Here is an 18,968-nt window from a genome sequence, read left to right on the forward strand (position 1 = left end):
GTCAGAGGTTTGGCTATTAATAGCCGGATCTTGCGTAAATATCAGCAAGAACCTGCCACGCGTCGCCCGCTCAAGAAACACAGGGTGCCACCCATGGCCGTGAGTGCGGCCAGGGCAAAGAACATGCTGGTGGGCGCCGCATTGATCAGCAGATAGCCACAAATCACCGGGCTCATGGCCCCGCCAAACGCGGCCAGGTTCTGTGCGCCGTAATAACTGCCCCGTAGTGCATCCGGTGCGATGGTGTCGATAAACAGAAACTCCGAGGGGTAGATGATCATCTCGCCCAGGGTGAACACGAACATTGCCAGGCACCAGGTCAGCAGACTGTGCGCCTGGCTGAAGCTGACCAACCCGGCAATAAACAGCAGGGTGCCCAGCACGATCCAATGGCGCAGTTGCTCGCGCTTGAGAAATCGGCCGATTTGGTACTGCATCAAAATCACGGTGATGGCGTTGCAGGCGAGCACCGCAGACAGAATTTTCAGTGCCTGGTCGGGTGTGTAGGCCACCAGCAAAAACTGCGACAGATAAAGGGTGTAGCGCCCATGGACGATGGTGCTCAACAGGCTGCCGCTGGTGAAGAGGATCAGCGTGCGGTCGCTGCGCAAGATGCGCAGGGTGCTGAGGAAACTCTGAGGCTTATGACTGTCGTCGCGCTGGGTCGGCGCAATGCCGATCATCAGGAACAAGCTGCCAAAGGCAATGGCGCTGGCGATCAAAAACGGTGCCCACGGCAATTGGCCGGCAATCACTACGCCCAACATCGGGCCCGTGGCATAGCCGACATTGGTCAGGGTGTAGCGCAGGGAAAACACCTTGGCGCGCTCACCCACCGGCAGGTTTTCGCTGATGATCGCCTTGGAGCCGATCAGGAACAGCGCCGACGCGGCTTCAGTCACAACAAGGGTCAGCGTGGTGAGGTAGAGGTTGCTGGCAAAGGTCAGCAACAAAAAACCGATGGAGCTGGAGAGCATGGCCAGGATCAACAGCTTGCGCTTTTCCAGACGGTCGATGATGTAGCCGCCGTACAAACCCAGGAGCGTGGCGATGAACACGGCGACCCCCATCAGCAGGCCGATGTCCTGCTGGTTGAGGCCCAGGCGTGTGCTCAGCCAGAGGGCCAGCAACGGGCTGGTCATGGCACGGCTGACCACGATGGTCACCGAGCAGATCATCAGGCGACGGATTACCAGGGAGTAGGTGGCCACGGTGGGGGAGGGTTCCTTGTTATACCTTCACGACAACACAACTTGAATGTGAACACCGATCCAATGTGAGAGCTGGCTTGCCTGCGATAGCGGTAGGCCAGTTTGCATCGTCATTGGCTGATCTACCGCTATCGCAGGCAAGCCAGCTCCCACAGGTTTTGCGGTGTTTACTGGCCCGCGTTTATGCTTATTTTCTCGACCGCGCCCTGCTCCAGATCCCACTTTTTCAAGATCTTGCCGTAAGTCCCGTCATCAATCATGCCCTGCAATGCCTCACTGATCGCCGTGACCAACTCGGTATTGCTCTTCTCAATCCCAAGCCCGGTGAATTGCTTGGAAATCGCCAGGCCCACCGGCTTGTACTTGCCTTTGTCCAGCGACATCAAATAAGGAATGGTCTCGCTGCCCTGCATCGCCGCATCCAGGCGGTTCTGCTGCAACTGCGCCCGGGCATCTGCCGAGCCTTCGGTGCCGATCACCACGATTGCCGGCTTACCCGCCGCTTCGCAGTTTGCCTTGCTCCAGGCGGTAATTTCAGACGGCCAGGTGGTGCGGCGGCTGGTGCCGACTTTTTTACCGCACAGGTCGGTCAATTCCTTGATCTCTTCGCGCTTGGCCAAAGTGTAGAGCTGCGGGCCGCTGGTGAAGTAGTCGATGAAGGTCACGGCTTTCTGGCGCTCGGCGGTATCGGTCATGCCCGACAGCACGATGTCCACGCGCTTGGTGGTCAGGCCGCTGAGCATCTGTTCGAAGCCGGTTTCCTGCCATTTGATCTTCACGCCCAGTCGCTCGGCCAGGGCGTTGCCCAGGTCGAAATCGAAACCGGTGAGTTTGTTGGTGGCCGGGTCCTTGAAGTCCATCGGCGGGTAGTTCGGCACGATGGCCGCGCTGATCTCACCCTTGTCCTTGATGGCTTGCGGCAAGGCCGCGAATACACACGAGGAGGCCATCAGGCCTGCAAGCAAGGTAGGGATAAATATCTTCTTCATAGGGGCGTTCTCGTTAGTTTTTTAGTTAAGTGCGAACGGCAGAAATAAAGCTTTGGGTACGCGGGTTTTGTGGGCTTATTAGAATGTCTTCCGGGCTGCCGGCTTCCACAATCTGGCCGGCGTCCATAAACACCATGCGGTTGGACACTTCGCGAGCGAAGCCCAATTCATGGGTGACCACGATCATGGTCATGCCGGTGGTGGCCAAATCGCGCATCACCGACAGCACTTCGCCTACCAGCTCCGGGTCGAGGGCTGAGGTGGGTTCGTCAAACAGCATCAACTTGGGGCGCATCGCCAAGGCCCGGGCAATTGCCACACGCTGTTGCTGGCCGCCGGACAACTCCACCGGGTAGGCATTGCGCTTGTCCGCCAGGCCAACGCGGGCCAGCAGTTCCAGCGCATCTTCGATGGCTTCCTTGGGCGAGCGCTTGAGCACCTGGCACGGGCCTTCGATGATGTTTTGCAACACAGTCATGTGCGGGAACAAATTGAACCGCTGGAACACCATGCCGGTGGCCAGGCGCTGGCGGGCGATCTGCGCTTCGTTCATCTCGTGCAGCTTGTTGCCGACCACTCGATAACCAACCAATTCGCCATCGACCCACAGGCCGCCCTTGTCGATCTTTTCCAGCTGATTGACGCAACGCAGCAGGGTACTTTTGCCCGAGCCGGACGGGCCGATGATGCACATCACCTCGCCTTGCTCGACCTCTATATTGATGTCACGCAGGGCGTGATACTGGTCGTAATACTTGTTCAGGTTGACAGCCTTGACGATGCTTCTCATGGGGCAAATCTCCTCAACCCAGGCTTACGAACGCTTGCCGGCGCCGCGGGCAAAACGACGCTCGAGGCGGCTTTGACCGAATGAAAGAACAGTCACCACCGCTAGGTACCAGATGCCCGCCACAATCAGCAGCTCCATCACCCGGGCGTTGGCGTAGTAGATGTTTTGCGCGTTGTGCAACAGCTCCGAGTACTGGATGACACTGGCCAGGCTGGTCATTTTCACCATGCTGATGAACTCGTTGCCTACGGGCGGGATGATCACGCGCATCGCCTGCGGCAGAATGATCCTGCGCAGCGCCTGCAGGCTCGGCATGCCGATGGACTTGGCCGCCTCGTATTGGCCGGTGTCCACCGACAGCAAGCCGGCACGCACCACTTCAGCGGTATAGGCGCCCTGGTTGATGCTCAAGCCGAGCAGGGCGGCCACGAAGGGCGTCATCAGGTCGACGGTGTCGATGCTGAACAGGCCCGGAATCGCGATCACCGGGAAGATCAACGCCAGGTTGAACCATAACAGCAGCTGCAAAATCAGCGGTGTACCGCGAAACAACCAGGTGTAGGTGATGGCCACGTAACGCAGGATCGGGTTGGCCGACATGCGCATGATCGCCGTGATCACTCCGATCACTACGCCCAATGCCATCGCCAGGATCGACATGACGATGGTGTTCACCAGGCCCCAGAGGATGGCTTGCGACGTAAGGAACTGGCCAATGTAGGACCATTCGATCTGGCCATTGGCAAACGCGCGCAACAGCGCCGCCAACACAATCACGATCAGGGTGGCAAAAAACATCCGCCCGTAATAGCGCCGCGGCACGTGCTCGTACTGGGTGATATCGAACTGGTTTTCGGACAACTTGCGCTCGGCTTCCAAGCGCTCGGCCGGGGTTTGGTTCATGCTGCTACTCCAAAATTTATTCTTGATGCGTGATCGTTCCCACGCTCCGCGTGGGAACGCCGCCTCGGACGCTCCGCGTCCCGCCGTTGGCGCGTAACGTGACGACGCGGAGCGTCACGGGATGCATTCCCACGCAGTGCGTGGGAACGATCGTCACCGGCTTAAATCCGAAATCCTTGATAACTTTCAGTCCACTTTTGCTGAGCCGCCAACGCCATCTTCAACCGTCCAATCTGCTCCTTCACCCGCTCCGGCGCCGTCCCACCCCACCCACTACGCGCCGCAATCGCCGCCTCCAGGGTCAGGCAGTCGCGCACGTCCGGGGTGAGTCGCCCATCCACCTCGGCCAACATCGCCGGTGAGGCTTGCCACAACTCAATCTCATGCTGCTCACAGGCCTGCACCAGCGCGCCGGTAATCTCGTGGGCCTCCTTGAACGGCACACCACGGGTGGCCAGCCAGTCCGCCACCTCAGTCGCCAAGGTAAAGCCCATTGGCGCCTGGCGCCGCAACTCCTCTACCTGCACCTTCATGGTCGCCACCATGCCGGTCATCGCCGGCAATACCAGCAGCAAGGTGTCCACGCTATCCAACACGCAGTGCTTGTCTTCACTCAAATCGCGGTTGTACGACAGCGGCAACGACTTGAGCGTCGACATCAGCCCGGTCAGGTTGCCGATCAAACGCCCGGCCTTGCCCCGCGCCAATTCGGCAATGTCCGGGTTCTTTTTCTGCGGCATGATCGAACTGCCGGTGGCGTAGGCATCGTCCAGCACTACCCAGCGAAACTGGCGCGACGACCACAGGCAAAACTCCTCCGACAGCCGCGAAATATTCACCCCGAGCATGCCGGCCACAAACAGGAACTCCGCCACATGGTCACGGCTGGCGACGGCGTCTATGGAGTTTTCGCATGGCCCGGTGTAACCCATTTCCCTGGCCGAGTGCTCTGGCTGACGCGCTATCGCCGAACCTGCCATAGCGGCCGCGCCCAACGGCGACAGGGCCGTACGCGCATCCCAATCCACCAGGCGCTGCACATCGCGCAGCATCGACTGCGCGTGGGCCAGCAAGTGATGGGCAAACACAATGGGTTGCGCCTGCTGCAAATGGGTGAAGCCCGGGCAGATGCTCTGCACATGTTGCTCGGCCTGCTCAACCAGCGCCTGCTGCAAACCCAGCACCTCGTTGGCGATGGTGCGCGCATGGTCGCGCAGGAACAGGCGCAGATCATTGGCCGTCTGGTCATTGCGCGAGCGTCCGGCACGCAACTTGCCGCCCAGGGCGCCCAGGCGCTCGGTCAATACGCGTTCGATAAAGGTGTGTACGTCCTCGTCATCCAGGGTGGGATGCAGGCGCCCGGCGGCAAAATCCTCACCGATGCGGTCCAGGGCCTCGAGGGTACGCAAAGTCTCCGACTCATCCAGCAACCCAGCGCGCTGCAACTCACGGGCATGGGCGCAGGAGCCGGCCAGGTCGTAGGGCGTCAGGCGAAAATAGCGCTCAGGGCAACGCGACAACGCGGCCAACGCCGCAGACGGACCGGTCTTGAAACGAGCGCCCCAAAGGCGGTCGGTGGGCTGGGACATGGGTATTCCTCACGCTTGTTTTTAGAAGAGTCGGAGGCAGTTTCAACAGACGTTTATCGGTGTAGAACCGGCATCTGACGCGCCGTATTCAAGGTTGCCAAGGGCGGATGTTTATGTTCATTATCGCCGCCTGGCTATGTTCAAGGATTGGGTTCAAGCCTGTTGAATATGGCACTCGAGGTCAACGCGCATTATGGAAACCCCACTTTCCACTTCTGGAAACCTGCCGCCAAAACCCGGCACACGAGCACCGCTGCAACTGAGTGGGCTGGACTTCAAATTGCTGCGGGTATTTATGGCCGTGGTCGAAGCCGGCGGCTTCAGTGCTGCGCAAAACGAGCTGAACGTGGGCCTGGCGGCCATCAGCAAACAGATCTCCGACCTGGAGATTCGCATCGGCATGCGCCTGTGCACACGGGGCCGCGAAGGGTTCGGGCTGACCGAAGAAGGCAAGTTGGTGTATCAAGCATCCATCGAGTTATTTACCTCAGTGGACAGTTTTCGCGACAAGCTTAGTTCGGCGCAAAACGAACTGATCGGCGACCTGAGTGTGGGCGTTATTGATAACACCGTCTCTGATGTCAATTCCCCGCTGATTACCGCTCTGGGCAACTTACATCGCCAATCGCCAAAAATAAGATTGCGCCTACACGCCTCTCAATTGGACGAAGTTGAACGCGGAGTAGTGGAAGGGCGCCTGGTCGCCGGCATCGTCCCGGTGTACCAACGCCGTGAAGAATTCGACTACTTCCCGCTCTACGAAGAAAAGGCCCACGGCTACTGCGCCGTAGGGCATCCCTTGTTCACTGCGAGCGACATCACCCCCGATGCGCTTCGCCAATACGAAGTGGTGAACCATCGGTATGCGATCCATCGCGACAAGGCCAACTTCGTCGGCCACGACAGCCAGTCCGCCTCGGCTTCACAAGTGGAAGCCGTCGCCATCCTGATCCTCACCGGCCGCTTCCTGGGCTTTCTGCCAGAACACTACGCCACGCCACTGGTGAGGGAAGGGCGCCTGCGCGCACTGTGCCCACAGCAGGTTCATTTAAGCACCGCGTTCAACCTGATCCTGCGCCACAACGCGCCGAGAAGCCCAATGGTAAAAGCCTTTGCCACAGCGCTGGGTGTAGACCTGAAGACGTCGGCCTAAGCCTCAACAAAGCTCAAATGTGGGAGCTGTCGAGCCCCAGCGAGGCTGCGATGGGATCGCCTCGGTCTCCCCGCCAACCTCATCCCCCCGCATCACCGCTGCAACCGAGCTCGCTTTTTCTTCTTCGCATGAAAATGCCGAAAATGCGCATCCTGCGCCGCCGCCAACAACTCCCGATCCCCACGCGTATCGCCCCAGGCCCTGAGCCGATACTCCCCCAGGTCGCCATACACGGCCTCAAGCCGCAGCACCTTATTCTCACAACGGCAGTTATTCCCAGTGAGCTTGCCGGTCAACACCCCGTCGACCACCTCAAGCTCAGTCCCAATCAACTTGATCCCAAGCCGATCGGCAAACGGCTGCAACACCAACGCCGGCGACGCCGAGCACAGCGTCACCACCGCCCCCGAGCCCAACTCCTGCTCCACCGACAACACCCCCGCCGGGCGCATCAACCGCGCCCAATTGCGCTGGCAATACTCCTCGGCTTTCTGCTGCACCCACGTCTTCTCCACCCCAGTCATAAAGGTGCGAATCAACTGCGCCTTCAACTCATCCCGGCTGATCTGCCGCACCAAAAAACGTAGCCCCGGCACCGCCAGCTTGACCATCCGGCCATAAAACTCACCGGTGCCAAAGGCAAACTTGAGAAAGGGCACGAAACTGTCGTGGTGGGTGAGGGTGCCGTCGAAGTCAAAGACGGAAAGTACTTTGGCGTCTGCGGGGCCGGCTTCGAGCATGTCTGGGTTCACGGGTGGTCCTTATCAGGTAGGGCGGTTTCATAGCGTTGTGACTGACGCTTGCCTGCCGGGGTTCAGGTTGACGGTTCAGCCTGGTCGCTGCGGGTCAGCCTCTGCGCTCTTTGTGTGCGTGCGACGGTCCATGCGTTTATGGCGATACGAGTTTACTACCCCTGAGCCAGGAGTGGGGCTTCCGAGGTTCCGGCACGCTCATTCGAGAGCGAGTGCAGTTAGGTCTTACAAGTGTTTTGGCCGACTGATTGGAGTGTGGGTTAAATTTCCTACATACCACTCGCACCACTTAAAGCGAACTTTCCGATATTTCCTATTTGCTATTTTTCGTATGGTAAATGCCAAAAACAACAAGGCGTTAACCCTATGGCAAACCACGGCTACATGACCATCAGCGGCAAATCCCAAGGTCTGATTTCTGCAAAGTGTTCGACTCAAGACTCTATCGGCAACAAGTGGCAGGAGGGGCACTGCGAGAGATAATGGTGCTGTCCTTCCACCATAATATGGCCAACAGGGGCAACGTCAGGGCGTCGAGTCATGGGCCGATTGCCATTACCAAAAATATCGATAAATCGTCACCCTTGCTGGCGGTAGCGCTCTCCAACAGGGAAGAGCTCAACTGCGTCATCAATTTTTATCGGATCGCCCAATCGGGCTGGCATGAAAAATACTACAGCGTCGATATTCGAGGCTGCATCATCACCGACCTCACTGTCGACGTACCGCATTCTGTTTTGCATATTGATGCAGAGGCACAAGAGCATGTTGCGCTTAAATATCGTGAAATAATCTGGACTCATCATCAGGCGGGAATAAGTGGCTTCAGTACTTGGGAGACAGGCCGGTGAACATAAATGAAGAACGGAAGCCTACCTTTCAAGACCTTTGGGTGGTTAGTCAGGCTGCGGCGTATCTGACTAACCAGGCTTGTACGATAAGTGCTCGGAATATTAATGATGGGATTGTTCGGCTGCAATTCAATCGTGAGGTGGCTTATTACGCTCGGAGTATTGTTAGGGAAGTTGAGGACGGCAGAAAAACTGTTGATCAGGGATTGAAAGAAATAAAGCACGAACAAGAAAGCCTCCTAAACCAATCCCTGGAGGTGGGGAGGAAAGGCATCGGGGTTATCGCAGGCGCACTTCAGTTTGCGACGGGGGCAGGAATTTGCTACGCCTCAGTCGGTACGCTGTGTTTGCTGGCGGGCATCCCGATTATGGCGCACGGCGCTAATAACATGTATGAAAATGGTAGGAATATGCTTGAGGGGCATTCCGATACAGTTGGACCGGTCAGAACTGGATATCGCGGCGCAGCACAGTCCCTCGGGTATGGCGAAAGTGGAGGTGATTTAGCCTATGGTGGCACGGATATGATTATGTCTTTTTATAGTCTACGTAGGCTTGTATTGAAGCCGGATGCTTGGCGTTTGTTCAGATATATAAGGTCAGATAAGGAGAGGGCTTACAAAAGAATGGGGATGTTTCCATTAGGTGTTGAGGTTTATATTGATTATGAGACAGGGAAGCAGATGTATCAGGGGGTGGTAGATTGATTGTGTTCTATGCTCTTGTTTTTGTGGTTTTTGGTGTGGTCGGTGCGTATGCCTTAAGGGCTAGGCTTTCGGGGGAAGGTCTTAATACCTTGAAGTTATTTTTATGTGTGATATTTAACGGTTTTTTTGTCGTGTCCTATATTGAGGTGATTAAGTATGGCGAGTTTCCTTTTTTTGGGATTAGGACTGATTTTATTATTCAATATCCCATCATCGAGTGGATTGCCTTTTTCGGCATATTGGCTCACGGATTTGCACTTCCGGTGAAGTGGGAGGTCAGGCGCTGGTTTTGAACGAAAAAAGAGAGTGTGGGCTTGTCGGAGGCAGAGAGTACTCAGGCCTTAGGTTCGGCTTCGAGCATGTCTGGGTACACGGGTTGGCCTAGGTCCTATCTAATAGTATTAAGCATGCATCAGCTATGACAACAGGAGCCTACTCCCGTGCCAGTCCTCCGATCTTGGCGTAAAGCCTTTCGCTAAAAGCCTCCCGACCACTCGACCGATGACAACGCTGATGGCAATCGGGCACAAGGCTACAGCATTGGTGATGCGATCCGAACCCTTCTGGGCTAGGTGCTTGACGTGATGGACTTCAAGAAATAGCAAATTCCTTTTTTACCGACGAAAAAAAAGCCCTGAACATGCCAGGGCTTCCTTTAGTGCTTAGTCCGGATCAATCCCAGCTCAGCGCGCCGCCGGTCTGATACTCGATCACACGGGTCTCGAAGAAGTTCTTCTCTTTCTTCAAGTCCATGATCTCGCTCATCCACGGGAACGGGTTAGTCGTGCCTGGGTACTCTTCCTTCAAGCCGATCTGCGACAGGCGACGGTTAGCGATGAACTTGAGGTAATCCTCCATCATCGCCGCATTCATGCCCAACACCCCACGAGGCATGGTATCCCGCGCATATTCGATCTCCAGCTGCGTACCTTGCAGGATCATCTGGGTCGCTTCTTCTTTCATCTCGGCATCCCACAAGTGCGGGTTTTCGATTTTGATCTGGTTGATCACGTCGATACCGAAGTTCAGGTGCATCGACTCATCGCGCAGGATGTACTGGAACTGCTCGGCCACGCCGGTCATTTTGTTGCGGCGACCCATGGACAGGATCTGGGTGAAGCCGCAGTAGAAGAAGATGCCTTCCAGCACGCAGTAGTAGGCGACCAGGTTGCGCAGCAGCTCTTTGTCTGTGTCGACGGTGCCGGTTTCGAACTTCGGATCGGAGATCGAGCGGGTGTACTTCAGGCCCCAGGCGGCCTTTTTGGCGACCGATGGAATCTCGTGGTACATGTTGAAGATCTCGCCTTCATCCATGGCCAGCGATTCGATGCAGTACTGGTAGGCGTGGGTGTGGATCGCTTCTTCGAAGGCCTGGCGCAGGATGTACTGGCGGCACTCCGGGTTGGTGATCAGGCGGTACACGGCCAGCACCAGGTTGTTGGCTACCAGGGAGTCGGCGGTGGAGAAGAAGCCCAGGTTGCGCATGACGATACGGCGTTCGTCATCGGTCAGGCCTTCGGGGTTTTTCCACAGGGCGATGTCGGCGGTCATGTTGACCTCTTGCGGCATCCAGTGGTTGGCGCAGCCGTCGAGGTACTTCTGCCAGGCCCAGTCGTACTTGAATGGCACGAGTTGGTTGAGGTCGGCGCGGCAGTTGATCATGCGCTTTTCGTCAACGGCGACGCGGGCGGAGGCGCCTTCGAGTTCGGCGAGGCCTTCGGCGACGTCGAGTTTGTCCAGGGCGGCCTTGGCGCGCACGATGGCGGCGGAGTCGTTGGCGGTGACGGCGCGGGCTTCCACGGCGGCAGCGGCGCCGGCACCGTCGAGGCGGTCCATGTTGGCTTCGGTGGCGTGGCCGGCGTTGGCGCCTTTGGCGGCTACTTCGCCTTCTTCTTCTTTGTCGAATTCGTCCCAGCTCAGCATGACGTGTCGTCTCCTGCGTGAGGGCTCAAAGGTGCCCGTGTGAAACCGGATGGTTGGGTGTTCACACGGCCCTAGGGCCGCGGTGGATCTTAAGGAATCGTTTGTTGCAACAGCTCGCGCAGGCAAATAAACGGAATCAGGTTGCGGGTGCTGCATGAGGCTTGAGGGGCGCAGCGATGCGTACTTGCTGCAGCGCAGGCTCAAGGTCTGGCTCTTTATCCCTGTGTAAAGGGATATTGCAGGCCCGATTTACCCGCGCATTATAGGGAAAAATTCAGGTTTGTGTTGCGGCGGATGGTCACTTGGGAGCGCCAAAATGACGTGGGTTTCGGCCAAAGCGAGTGTTTGCAAGGCTTTGCTGGGCGTGGGGGTTTTTGACGGGCGGGGATGTTTTTTTTGGGGCAGGGGAAGGGGGGCGTAAAAAGAGTGGTCGTGGCTGAAATCGCCATCGCAGGCAAGCCAGCTCCCACAATTGATGTGGGGTGTATTCAAGGGCGGGTTCTTGGCCGCAAGAACGATTTCTTGCGGCAATTAAGAATCCAACTTCAGAAGTTGTTAGCCGTTAGAGCAACCATTGCCCATTACTTGATAGTTAAGAATATGACGCTGGCCTTGAGAATCTTCATATTCCATCTTCACCGGTACAACTTCGCAGACTTCTGGAATGCTGCTCATGGACAAGACTTTGGCCACATCCAAGTGCGTGCTATAGGTGTAGTTCTCGACAATCGGGGCGTTCTGGCCGGCCAGTTCAGTCGGGGCTTCGTCCGCCAGGGCAGCGGTGGCGCACAGGCTGCTCAGGGCGATCACTAATAACGCTTTCATTGCTTCATTACCTTCTTCAGGGCGAAAGGGGGCACGGGGCCCTTGTGAGGCCGCGTGTGTCACTTAAAAGTTGGGAAGTTCGGATTAACGTTGCCTTCGTGGGGGCTGTTGCGTTGTTAATCAGAGTGCCTTGTTGGCGGAGTTGATTTTAGGCGCCTCGGTTATATTCATATACCCGTGCTTTTGATAAACACTTTTGGCGGTTTTTGTAACAATCCCTCAATCAAGATTTTTTCAGAAACCTGCCAGCCGCCGCAGCACGCGGGCCAGAGCGGTGAAAAGGCATAGCAGGGCAATTTGTAGGGTCTTGTTACTACCATCGTCGAATGGTTCTATAGGCCCACCCCGGCTACAACAGGGGCCATACAACAACAACTATGTCACCGAGGTAAGAAAGATGAGTGCGGCTTCCCTGTACCCCGTTCGCCCCGAAGTAGCAGCCAACACGCTGACCGACGAGGCGACCTACAAGGCCATGTACCAGCAGTCGGTGGTCAACCCCGATGGCTTCTGGCGCGAGCAAGCCAAGCGCCTTGACTGGGTCAAGCCTTTCACCGCGGTGAAGCAGACCTCTTTCGACGACCACCATGTCGACATCAAATGGTTCGCCGATGGCACCCTGAACGTTTCCTACAATTGCCTGGACCGTCACCTCGCCGAGCGTGGCGACCAGATCGCAATCATCTGGGAGGGCGACGACCCTGCCGAGAGCCGCAACATCACCTACCGCGAGTTGCATGAAGAAGTCTGCAAGTTCGCCAACGCCTTGCGCGGCCAGGACGTGCACCGCGGCGATGTGGTGACTATCTATATGCCGATGATTCCCGAAGCCGTGGTCGCCATGCTGGCCTGTACCCGCATCGGCGCGATCCATTCGGTGGTGTTTGGCGGTTTTTCCCCAGAAGCCCTGGCCGGTCGCATCATCGACTGTAAGTCGAAAGTGGTGATTACCGCTGACGAAGGCATTCGCGCCGGTAAGAAAATTCCGCTTAAGGCTAACGTTGACGACGCACTGACCAACCCGGAAACCAGCAGCATCCAGAAGGTGATCGTGTGCAAGCGCACCAATGGCGCGATCAAGTGGAACCAGCATCGCGACATCTGGTACGAAGACCTGATGAAAGTGGCGGGCACCGTGTGTGCGCCAAAAGAGATGGGCGCCGAAGAAGCGCTGTTTATCCTCTATACCTCCGGCTCTACCGGCAAGCCCAAGGGTGTGCAGCACACCACCGGTGGCTACTTGCTCTATGCGGCCCTGACCCACGAGCGCGTATTCGACTATCGCCCAGGCGAAATCTACTGGTGCACCGCCGACGTCGGCTGGGTCACTGGCCACACCTACATCGTCTACGGCCCGCTGGCCAATGGCGCGACCACGCTGCTGTTCGAAGGCGTGCCGAACTACCCGGACATCACCCGCGTGGCGAAGATCGTCGACAAGCACAAGGTCAATATCCTCTACACCGCACCGACCGCGATCCGCGCGATGATGGCTTCCGGCACCGCAGCCTGCGAAGGCGCCGACGGCAGCAGCCTGCGCCTGTTGGGCTCGGTGGGTGAGCCGATCAACCCGGAAGCCTGGGACTGGTACTACAAGAACGTCGGCCAATCCCGTTGCCCGATCGTCGATACCTGGTGGCAGACCGAAACCGGTGCCACGCTGATGAGCCCACTGCCAGGCGCCCATGCGTTGAAGCCGGGTTCGGCGGCACGGCCGTTCTTCGGTGTGGTGCCGGCGCTAGTGGACAACCTGGGCAACATCATCGAAGGCGCCGCCGAAGGCAACCTGGTGATTCTGGATTCTTGGCCAGGCCAGGCGCGTACCCTGTACGGCGACCATGACCGTTTTGTCGACACCTACTTCAAGACCTTCCGCGGCATGTACTTCACCGGTGACGGCGCACGTCGCGATGAGGATGGTTACTGGTGGATCACTGGTCGTGTGGATGACGTGTTGAACGTGTCCGGCCACCGCATGGGTACTGCCGAGATCGAGAGCGCCATGGTTGCGCACCCCAAAGTCGCCGAGGCGGCGGTGGTGGGCGTGCCGCATGACATCAAGGGGCAGGGCATTTATGTGTATGTCACCTTGAAGAATGGTGAAGAGCCCAACGAAGCACTGCGCCTGGAGCTGAAAAACTGGGTGCGCAAGGAAATCGGGCCGATTGCCTCGCCGGACGTAATCCAGTGGGCGCCCGGGTTGCCGAAAACGCGCTCGGGGAAAATCATGCGGCGCATTTTGCGCAAGATCGCCACGGCTGAATACGACGGGTTGGGGGATATCTCTACTTTGGCAGATCCAAGCGTGGTGGCGCATTTGATTGAAACGCACAAGACCATGAACGTCGCGTAAGCGGGGTAGGTGGGACAGAGCCCCATTCGGTGCAAGCCGGGTGGGGCTTTTTTGTGGGGGGCCATGTAACACCGAGATGCAGTGTGGGAGCTGGCTTGCCTGCGATAGCTATTTATCAGTTAGCCCATCTTTGGCTGATACACCGTTATCGCAGGCAAGCCAGCTCCCACAGTTCAGATCGCATTTCATAAAGGGGTGTGGGTGGCGGTCTGACAGAGCCGCATCACGACCAAGCCAATAAATATCGGTTTTCCCGGTAGGACGTTTCTGAATGTTACCGGCCCGCTCAAATGTGTAACCACCCGCACAAAGCTGGGGCAATGGACCACGCCCCCGCCCCGAAAAACCGCGTTCTAGACACCCCCAAAAATAAGATTAAACGCCAGACTTGCCGTGCTAGAAGGGTTTGCGAATAATAGGCCCGCAATTTGCAGCATCATCAGGTTTAATATCTTTTGTCTCTGCATAAAATTCAGAGGCTGTCAATGTGTTGGAACCGCTTTCTCAGTGCTTCTGTAAATTGTTGTCGCATTGAGGAAATATCGGCTTCCGGCCTGTCGTTAGAATGCCGATCACTCGCTCGTCGTCGCAGGTGTCGCCCGCGCAGGACGCAGCACCGCTATTCGGTTACACCTTCGCCGCATCGTGGGCCATGGCTCATACTGCTGTTTTTGCCCTATACCGATGGAGTCCCAAGATGAAGAAACTCGTGCTGTTGGGCGCCCTGGCGCTGTCCGTGCTGTCCATGCAGGCTTTCGCCGAAGGCAAGCCGCTGAAAATTGGTATCGAAGCGGCTTACCCTCCGTTTGCCTCGAAGGCGCCGGATGGCAGCATCGTCGGTTTTGACTACGACATCGGCAATGCGCTGTGCAAGCAGATGGACGTCAAGTGCACCTGGGTTGAGCAGGAATTCGATGGCCTGATCCCTGCGCTGAAAGTGCGCAAGATCGACGCGATTCTGTCGTCCATGTCCATCACTGAAGACCGCAAGAAATCCGTGGACTTCACCACCCGCTACTACCTGTCCCCAGCGCGCCTGGTGATGAAGGAAGGCACCACCGTCAGCGACAGCCTGGATGAGTTGAAGGGCAAGAAGATCGGTGTGCAGCGCGGTTCGATCCACGATCGTTTCGCCCGTGAAGTCCTGGCGCCAAAAGGTGCGGATATCAAGGGTTACAGTACCCAGAACGAAATCTACCTGGACGTGGCTGCCGGTCGTCTCGACGGTACCGTGGCTGACGCCACCCTGCTGCAAGATGGTTTCCTGAAAACCGACGCCGGCAAAGGCTACGCGTTTGTAGGCCCATCGTTCACCGAAGCCAAATACTTCGGCGACGGTATCGGCATCGCAGTGCGCAAAGGCGACAAGGAAAACCTTGAGCGCATCAATGCGGCCATCGCTGCAATCCGTGCCAACGGCGAATACAAGAAAATCCAGGACAAGTACTTCGACTTCGATATTTACGGCGCTGACGCCAAGTAACTCATCGCAGCTGTCTGTCCGAAATGGCGCAAGCAACAGTCATCCTGAAGTTTGCGCCATTTTTTCATCCCCCTTTTCGAGGACCTGAATCATGTTGAAAGGCTACGGGGCCGTTATCCTCGATGGCGCTTGGTTGACGCTTCAGCTCGCCTTGTCGTCCATGGCCTTGGCCATTGTTCTGGGTCTGATCGGGGTCGCGTTACGCCTGTCGCCGGTGCGCTGGTTGGCTTGGCTGGGTGACTTGTACTCCACGGTGATCCGCGGGATCCCCGACCTGGTGCTGATCCTGCTGATTTTCTATGGCGGCCAGGACTTGCTTAACCGCGTCGCGCCGCTATTGGGCTTTGACGACTATATCGACTTGAACCCCTTGGCCGCCGGTATCGGCACCCTGGGTTTCATCTTTGGCGCCTACCTGTCGGAAACTTTCCGTGGCGCCTTCATGGCCATTCCCAAGGGGCAGGCTGAAGCCGGCCTGGCGTATGGCATGAGCAGCTTCCAGGTGTTTTTCCGGGTGATGGTGCCGCAGATGATTCGGCTGGCGATCCCTGGGTTTACCAACAACTGGCTGGTATTGACCAAGGCCACCGCGCTGATTTCGGTGGTAGGTCTGCAAGACATGATGTTCAAGGCCAAGCAGGCGGCAGACGCCACCCGCGAGCCTTTTACCTTCTTCCTCGCAGTGGCGGCGATGTACCTGGTGATCACCAGCGTGTCGTTGCTGGCCTTGCGTTACCTTGAGAAGCGCTACTCGGTAGGCGTAAGGGCGGCTGATCTATGATCTTCGACTACAACGTCATCTGGGAGGCCATGCCGCTGTACCTCGGCGGCCTGCTGACCACCCTGAAACTGCTCGCTATCTCGCTGTTCTTCGGCCTGCTCGCGGCCTTGCCCCTGGGCTTGATGCGCGTGTCCAAGCAGCCGATCGTCAACGGCGTGGCCTGGCTTTACACCTACGTGATCCGCGGCACGCCGATGCTGGTGCAGCTGTTTTTGATCTACTACGGCCTGGCGCAGTTCGAAGCGGTACGCGAAAGCTTCCTGTGGCCGCTGCTGTCCAGCGCGACATTCTGTGCGTGCCTGGCGTTTGCGATCAACACCAGCGCCTACACCGCCGAAATTATCGCCGGCAGCCTCAAGGCCACGCCTAACGGTGAGATCGAAGCGGCCAAGGCCATGGGCATGTCGCGCTACAAACTGTACCGCCGCATCCTGTTGCCGTCGGCCCTGCGCCGCGCGCTGCCGCAGTACAGCAACGAAGTGATCATGATGCTGCAGACCACCAGCCTGGCGTCCATCGTTACCCTGATCGACATCACCGGTGCCGCGCGTACGGTCAATGCCCAGTATTACCTGCCGTTCGAAGCCTATATCACCGCCGGCGTGTTCTACCTGTGCCTGACCTTCATCCTGGTGCGCCTGTTCAAGTTGGCCGAGCGCCGCTGGCTGAGCTACCTGGCTCCACGGAAGCACTGATATGGAACGTATCGATCATCTGCTGCCCTGGGGGCATTTGGGCTGCGAGCGCCAACTGAGCGTGTTCCGCTTTGGCAGCGGCGAGCGCAAGGCCTATATCCAGGCCAGCCTGCACGCCGATGAGTTGCCGGGTATGCGTGCCGCGTGGGAACTGAAAAAACGCCTCACAAAGCTGGAGCAGCAGGGCGCCCTCAACGGCGTGATCGAGCTGGTGCCGGTGGCTAACCCGATGGGCCTTGGCCAGCTGTTGCAGGGCAGCCACCAGGGGCGTTTCGAAGTGGGCAGCGGCAAGAACTTCAATCGCGACTTCGTTGAGTTGAGCGAGCCGGTCGGTGCATTGTTGCAAGGCAAACTGGGTGATGACCCGCACGCCAATGTGCGCATGATTCGCCAGGCCATGAGCGATACGCTCACCGCCTTGCCCGAGCCGAGCAGCCAGTTGCAAGGCATGCAACGCATCCTGCTGAGCCATGCCTGCACCGCCGATGTGGTGCTGGACCTGCATTGCGACGCCGAAGCCGCACTGCACATGTACGCGCTGCCCCAACACTGGCCGCAGTGGCGGTCGCTGTCGGCACACCTGAATGTGAAGGTCGGCCTGCTGGCGGAAGATTCCGGCGGCAGTTCGTTTGACGAGGCGTGCTCGTTGCCGTGGCTGCGTTTGTCGCGCATGTTCCCGCAGGCGCAGATTCCGCTGGCCTGTCTGGCGACGACGTTGGAATTGGGCGGCCAGGCCGACACCGGCCGTGATGAAGCCATCTTCCACGCCGAAGGCATCCTTGCGTTCCTCGCCGAACAAGGCTTGATCAAGGGCGAGTGGCCCGCGCCGCAACACGAACCTTGCGAAGGTGTGCCTTTCGAGGGCACCGAACTGCTGTTCGCGCCCCATGCCGGGGTGATCAGTTACCTGCGTAAAGCGGGCGACTGGGTAGAAACCGGCGACGAGATTTTTGAAGTGATTGACCCCCTGACTGACCGCGTAAGCACTATTTGCGCGGGTACCTCGGGGGTGTTGTTTGCCGTTGAACGGCTACGTTATGCCCAAGCGGGTTTCTGGCTGGCCAAGGTGGCGGGGCGCGAAGCGCTGCGTCACGGGCGCTTGCTCAACGACTGACCACCTGTTTTTGTGAGAACCGACCGCATGTACAAGCTTGAAGTCCAAGACCTGCATAAACGCTATGGCAGTCATGAAGTGCTCAAAGGTGTGTCCCTGGCCGCCGCCGCCGGTGATGTGATCAGCATCATCGGTTCCAGCGGTTCGGGCAAAAGTACCTTTTTGCGCTGCATCAACCTGCTGGAGCAGCCCCACGCCGGCAAGATTCTGCTCAATAACGAAGAGCTGAAACTGGTGGCCAACAAGGACGGCGCCATGAAGGCTGCCGACCCCAAGCAACTGCAACGTATGCGTTCACGCCTGTCCATGGTGTTCCAGCATTTCAACCTGTGGTCGCACATGACCGCGATTGAAAACGTGATGGAAGCCCCGGTGCACGTGTTGGGCATATCGAAGAAAGAGGCCCGTGAAAAGGCCGAGCATTACCTGGCCAAAGTCGGCGTGGGCCATCGTAAGGATGCGTTCCCGGGCCACATGTCCGGTGGCGAGCAGCAGCGCGTAGCGATCGCCCGCGCGCTGGCGATGGAGCCTGAGGTGATGCTGTTCGACGAACCTACTTCGGCGCTGGATCCGGAGTTGGTGGGCGAAGTGCTCAAGGTCATGCAGGACCTGGCCCAGGAAGGCCGCACCATGGTGGTGGTGACCCACGAAATGGGCTTTGCCCGTGAAGTGTCGAACCAACTGGTGTTCTTGCACAAAGGCATCGTCGAAGAGCGTGGCAACCCGCGGGAGGTGCTGGTGAACCCGCAATCCGAGCGTTTGCAGCAGTTCTTGTCCGGCAGCCTGAAATAATCAAGGCTGCTTTTGTGCACTGATATAGGGCATGCTCCGCAGCTCGGAAGTTGACGC

At 57.9% G+C, this 18,968-nt stretch carries 17 protein-coding genes and 2 pseudogenes; 10 read left to right on the forward strand and 9 right to left on the reverse strand.

Annotation, left to right across the window (positions count from 1 at the left end):
- Positions 1 to 41: 41 nt before the first annotated feature.
- The 5 genes from FXO12_RS25795 to argH form a co-directional block, all read right to left on the reverse strand.
- A complete protein-coding gene (locus FXO12_RS25795) occupies positions 42 to 1,211 on the reverse strand; it encodes an MFS transporter (RefSeq protein WP_057975148.1) in 1,170 nt (389 codons plus the stop codon).
- 167 nt (positions 1,212 to 1,378) lie between these two features.
- The gene (locus tag FXO12_RS25800) at positions 1,379 to 2,200 is read right to left on the reverse strand and encodes an ABC transporter substrate-binding protein (protein WP_057975149.1); all 822 of its coding nucleotides are present in this window, start codon (positions 2,198 to 2,200) and stop codon (positions 1,379 to 1,381) included.
- 25 nt (positions 2,201 to 2,225) lie between these two features.
- Positions 2,226 to 2,990, reverse strand: a complete 765-nt coding sequence (locus tag FXO12_RS25805; RefSeq protein ID WP_003193648.1) for an amino acid ABC transporter ATP-binding protein — start codon at positions 2,988 to 2,990, stop codon at positions 2,226 to 2,228.
- 24 nt (positions 2,991 to 3,014) lie between these two features.
- Complete coding sequence (locus FXO12_RS25810; RefSeq protein ID WP_019819278.1) at positions 3,015 to 3,893, reverse strand: amino acid ABC transporter permease; 879 nt, start codon at positions 3,891 to 3,893, stop codon at positions 3,015 to 3,017.
- A 161-nt stretch (positions 3,894 to 4,054) separates the two neighbouring features.
- Positions 4,055 to 5,482, reverse strand: a complete 1,428-nt coding sequence (gene argH, locus FXO12_RS25815) for an argininosuccinate lyase (RefSeq protein WP_057975150.1) — start codon at positions 5,480 to 5,482, stop codon at positions 4,055 to 4,057.
- A 193-nt stretch (positions 5,483 to 5,675) separates the two neighbouring features.
- Here argH and FXO12_RS25820 point away from each other — a divergent pair, with 193 nt between their 5' ends.
- Entirely contained in the window at positions 5,676 to 6,635 is a 960-nt protein-coding gene (locus FXO12_RS25820) for a LysR family transcriptional regulator (RefSeq protein ID WP_057975151.1), read from the forward strand.
- Between the two features lie 92 nt (positions 6,636 to 6,727).
- On the opposite strand, the gene FXO12_RS25825 is transcribed toward FXO12_RS25820, so the two are convergent.
- Positions 6,728 to 7,375: an HAD-IB family hydrolase gene (locus FXO12_RS25825; RefSeq protein WP_057704184.1), complete on the reverse strand. Its 648-nt coding sequence runs from the start codon at positions 7,373 to 7,375 to the stop codon at positions 6,728 to 6,730.
- A gap of 378 nt (positions 7,376 to 7,753) precedes the next feature.
- Between FXO12_RS25825 and FXO12_RS25830 the strand changes: the two are divergent.
- From FXO12_RS25830 to FXO12_RS25840, 3 genes and pseudogenes are all read left to right on the forward strand, one after another.
- Positions 7,754 to 8,238, forward strand: a pseudogene (locus FXO12_RS25830) (Hcp family type VI secretion system effector).
- Positions 8,235 to 8,945: a DUF4225 domain-containing protein gene (locus FXO12_RS25835; RefSeq protein WP_060772703.1), complete on the forward strand. Its 711-nt coding sequence runs from the start codon at positions 8,235 to 8,237 to the stop codon at positions 8,943 to 8,945. Before FXO12_RS25830 ends, FXO12_RS25835 begins: the two are co-directional and overlap by 4 nt.
- Entirely contained in the window at positions 8,942 to 9,238 is a 297-nt protein-coding gene (locus FXO12_RS25840) for a hypothetical protein (RefSeq protein ID WP_054918287.1), read from the forward strand. Before FXO12_RS25835 ends, FXO12_RS25840 begins: the two co-directional genes overlap by 4 nt.
- Before the next feature lie 139 nt (positions 9,239 to 9,377).
- Here the strand turns inward: FXO12_RS25840 and FXO12_RS25845 are convergent.
- The 3 genes and pseudogenes from FXO12_RS25845 to FXO12_RS25855 all read right to left on the reverse strand — a co-directional run.
- A pseudogene (locus FXO12_RS25845) lies at positions 9,378 to 9,550 on the reverse strand (HNH endonuclease); the annotation flags it as partial.
- A 67-nt stretch (positions 9,551 to 9,617) separates the two neighbouring features.
- Entirely contained in the window at positions 9,618 to 10,868 is a 1,251-nt protein-coding gene (locus FXO12_RS25850) for a ribonucleotide-diphosphate reductase subunit beta (protein ID WP_014719604.1), read from the reverse strand.
- A gap of 555 nt (positions 10,869 to 11,423) precedes the next feature.
- The gene (locus FXO12_RS25855; protein WP_054896740.1) at positions 11,424 to 11,693 is read right to left on the reverse strand and encodes a DUF2790 domain-containing protein; all 270 of its coding nucleotides are present in this window, start codon (positions 11,691 to 11,693) and stop codon (positions 11,424 to 11,426) included.
- A gap of 397 nt (positions 11,694 to 12,090) precedes the next feature.
- Between FXO12_RS25855 and acs the strand changes: the two genes are divergently transcribed.
- From acs to FXO12_RS25885, 6 genes are all read left to right on the forward strand, one after another.
- The gene (acs, locus tag FXO12_RS25860) at positions 12,091 to 14,046 is read left to right on the forward strand and encodes an acetate--CoA ligase (RefSeq protein ID WP_005790645.1); all 1,956 of its coding nucleotides are present in this window, start codon (positions 12,091 to 12,093) and stop codon (positions 14,044 to 14,046) included.
- Between the two features lie 697 nt (positions 14,047 to 14,743).
- A complete protein-coding gene (locus FXO12_RS25865; RefSeq protein ID WP_034128472.1) occupies positions 14,744 to 15,529 on the forward strand; it encodes an ABC transporter substrate-binding protein in 786 nt (261 codons plus the stop codon).
- Positions 15,530 to 15,620: 91 nt separating this feature from the next.
- Positions 15,621 to 16,310, forward strand: coding sequence for an ABC transporter permease (locus tag FXO12_RS25870; RefSeq protein WP_003193627.1), 690 nt, complete (start codon positions 15,621 to 15,623; stop codon positions 16,308 to 16,310).
- Positions 16,307 to 17,005 carry an ABC transporter permease gene (locus tag FXO12_RS25875; RefSeq protein WP_034119440.1) on the forward strand — a complete coding sequence of 233 codons (699 nt, stop codon included), beginning with the start codon at positions 16,307 to 16,309 and terminating at the stop codon, positions 17,003 to 17,005. Before FXO12_RS25870 ends, FXO12_RS25875 begins: the two co-directional genes overlap by 4 nt.
- Position 17,006: 1 nt before the next feature.
- Positions 17,007 to 18,119, forward strand: a complete 1,113-nt coding sequence (locus tag FXO12_RS25880; RefSeq protein ID WP_057975154.1) for a succinylglutamate desuccinylase/aspartoacylase family protein — start codon at positions 17,007 to 17,009, stop codon at positions 18,117 to 18,119.
- 27 nt (positions 18,120 to 18,146) lie between these two features.
- The gene (locus FXO12_RS25885) at positions 18,147 to 18,911 is read left to right on the forward strand and encodes an ABC transporter ATP-binding protein (RefSeq protein WP_014719598.1); all 765 of its coding nucleotides are present in this window, start codon (positions 18,147 to 18,149) and stop codon (positions 18,909 to 18,911) included.
- The last annotated feature ends 57 nt before the right edge of the window (positions 18,912 to 18,968 follow it).

It is taken from the genome of Pseudomonas sp. J380, assembly GCF_009827115.1.
Classification (GTDB): domain Bacteria; phylum Pseudomonadota; class Gammaproteobacteria; order Pseudomonadales; family Pseudomonadaceae; genus Aquipseudomonas; species Aquipseudomonas paracarnis.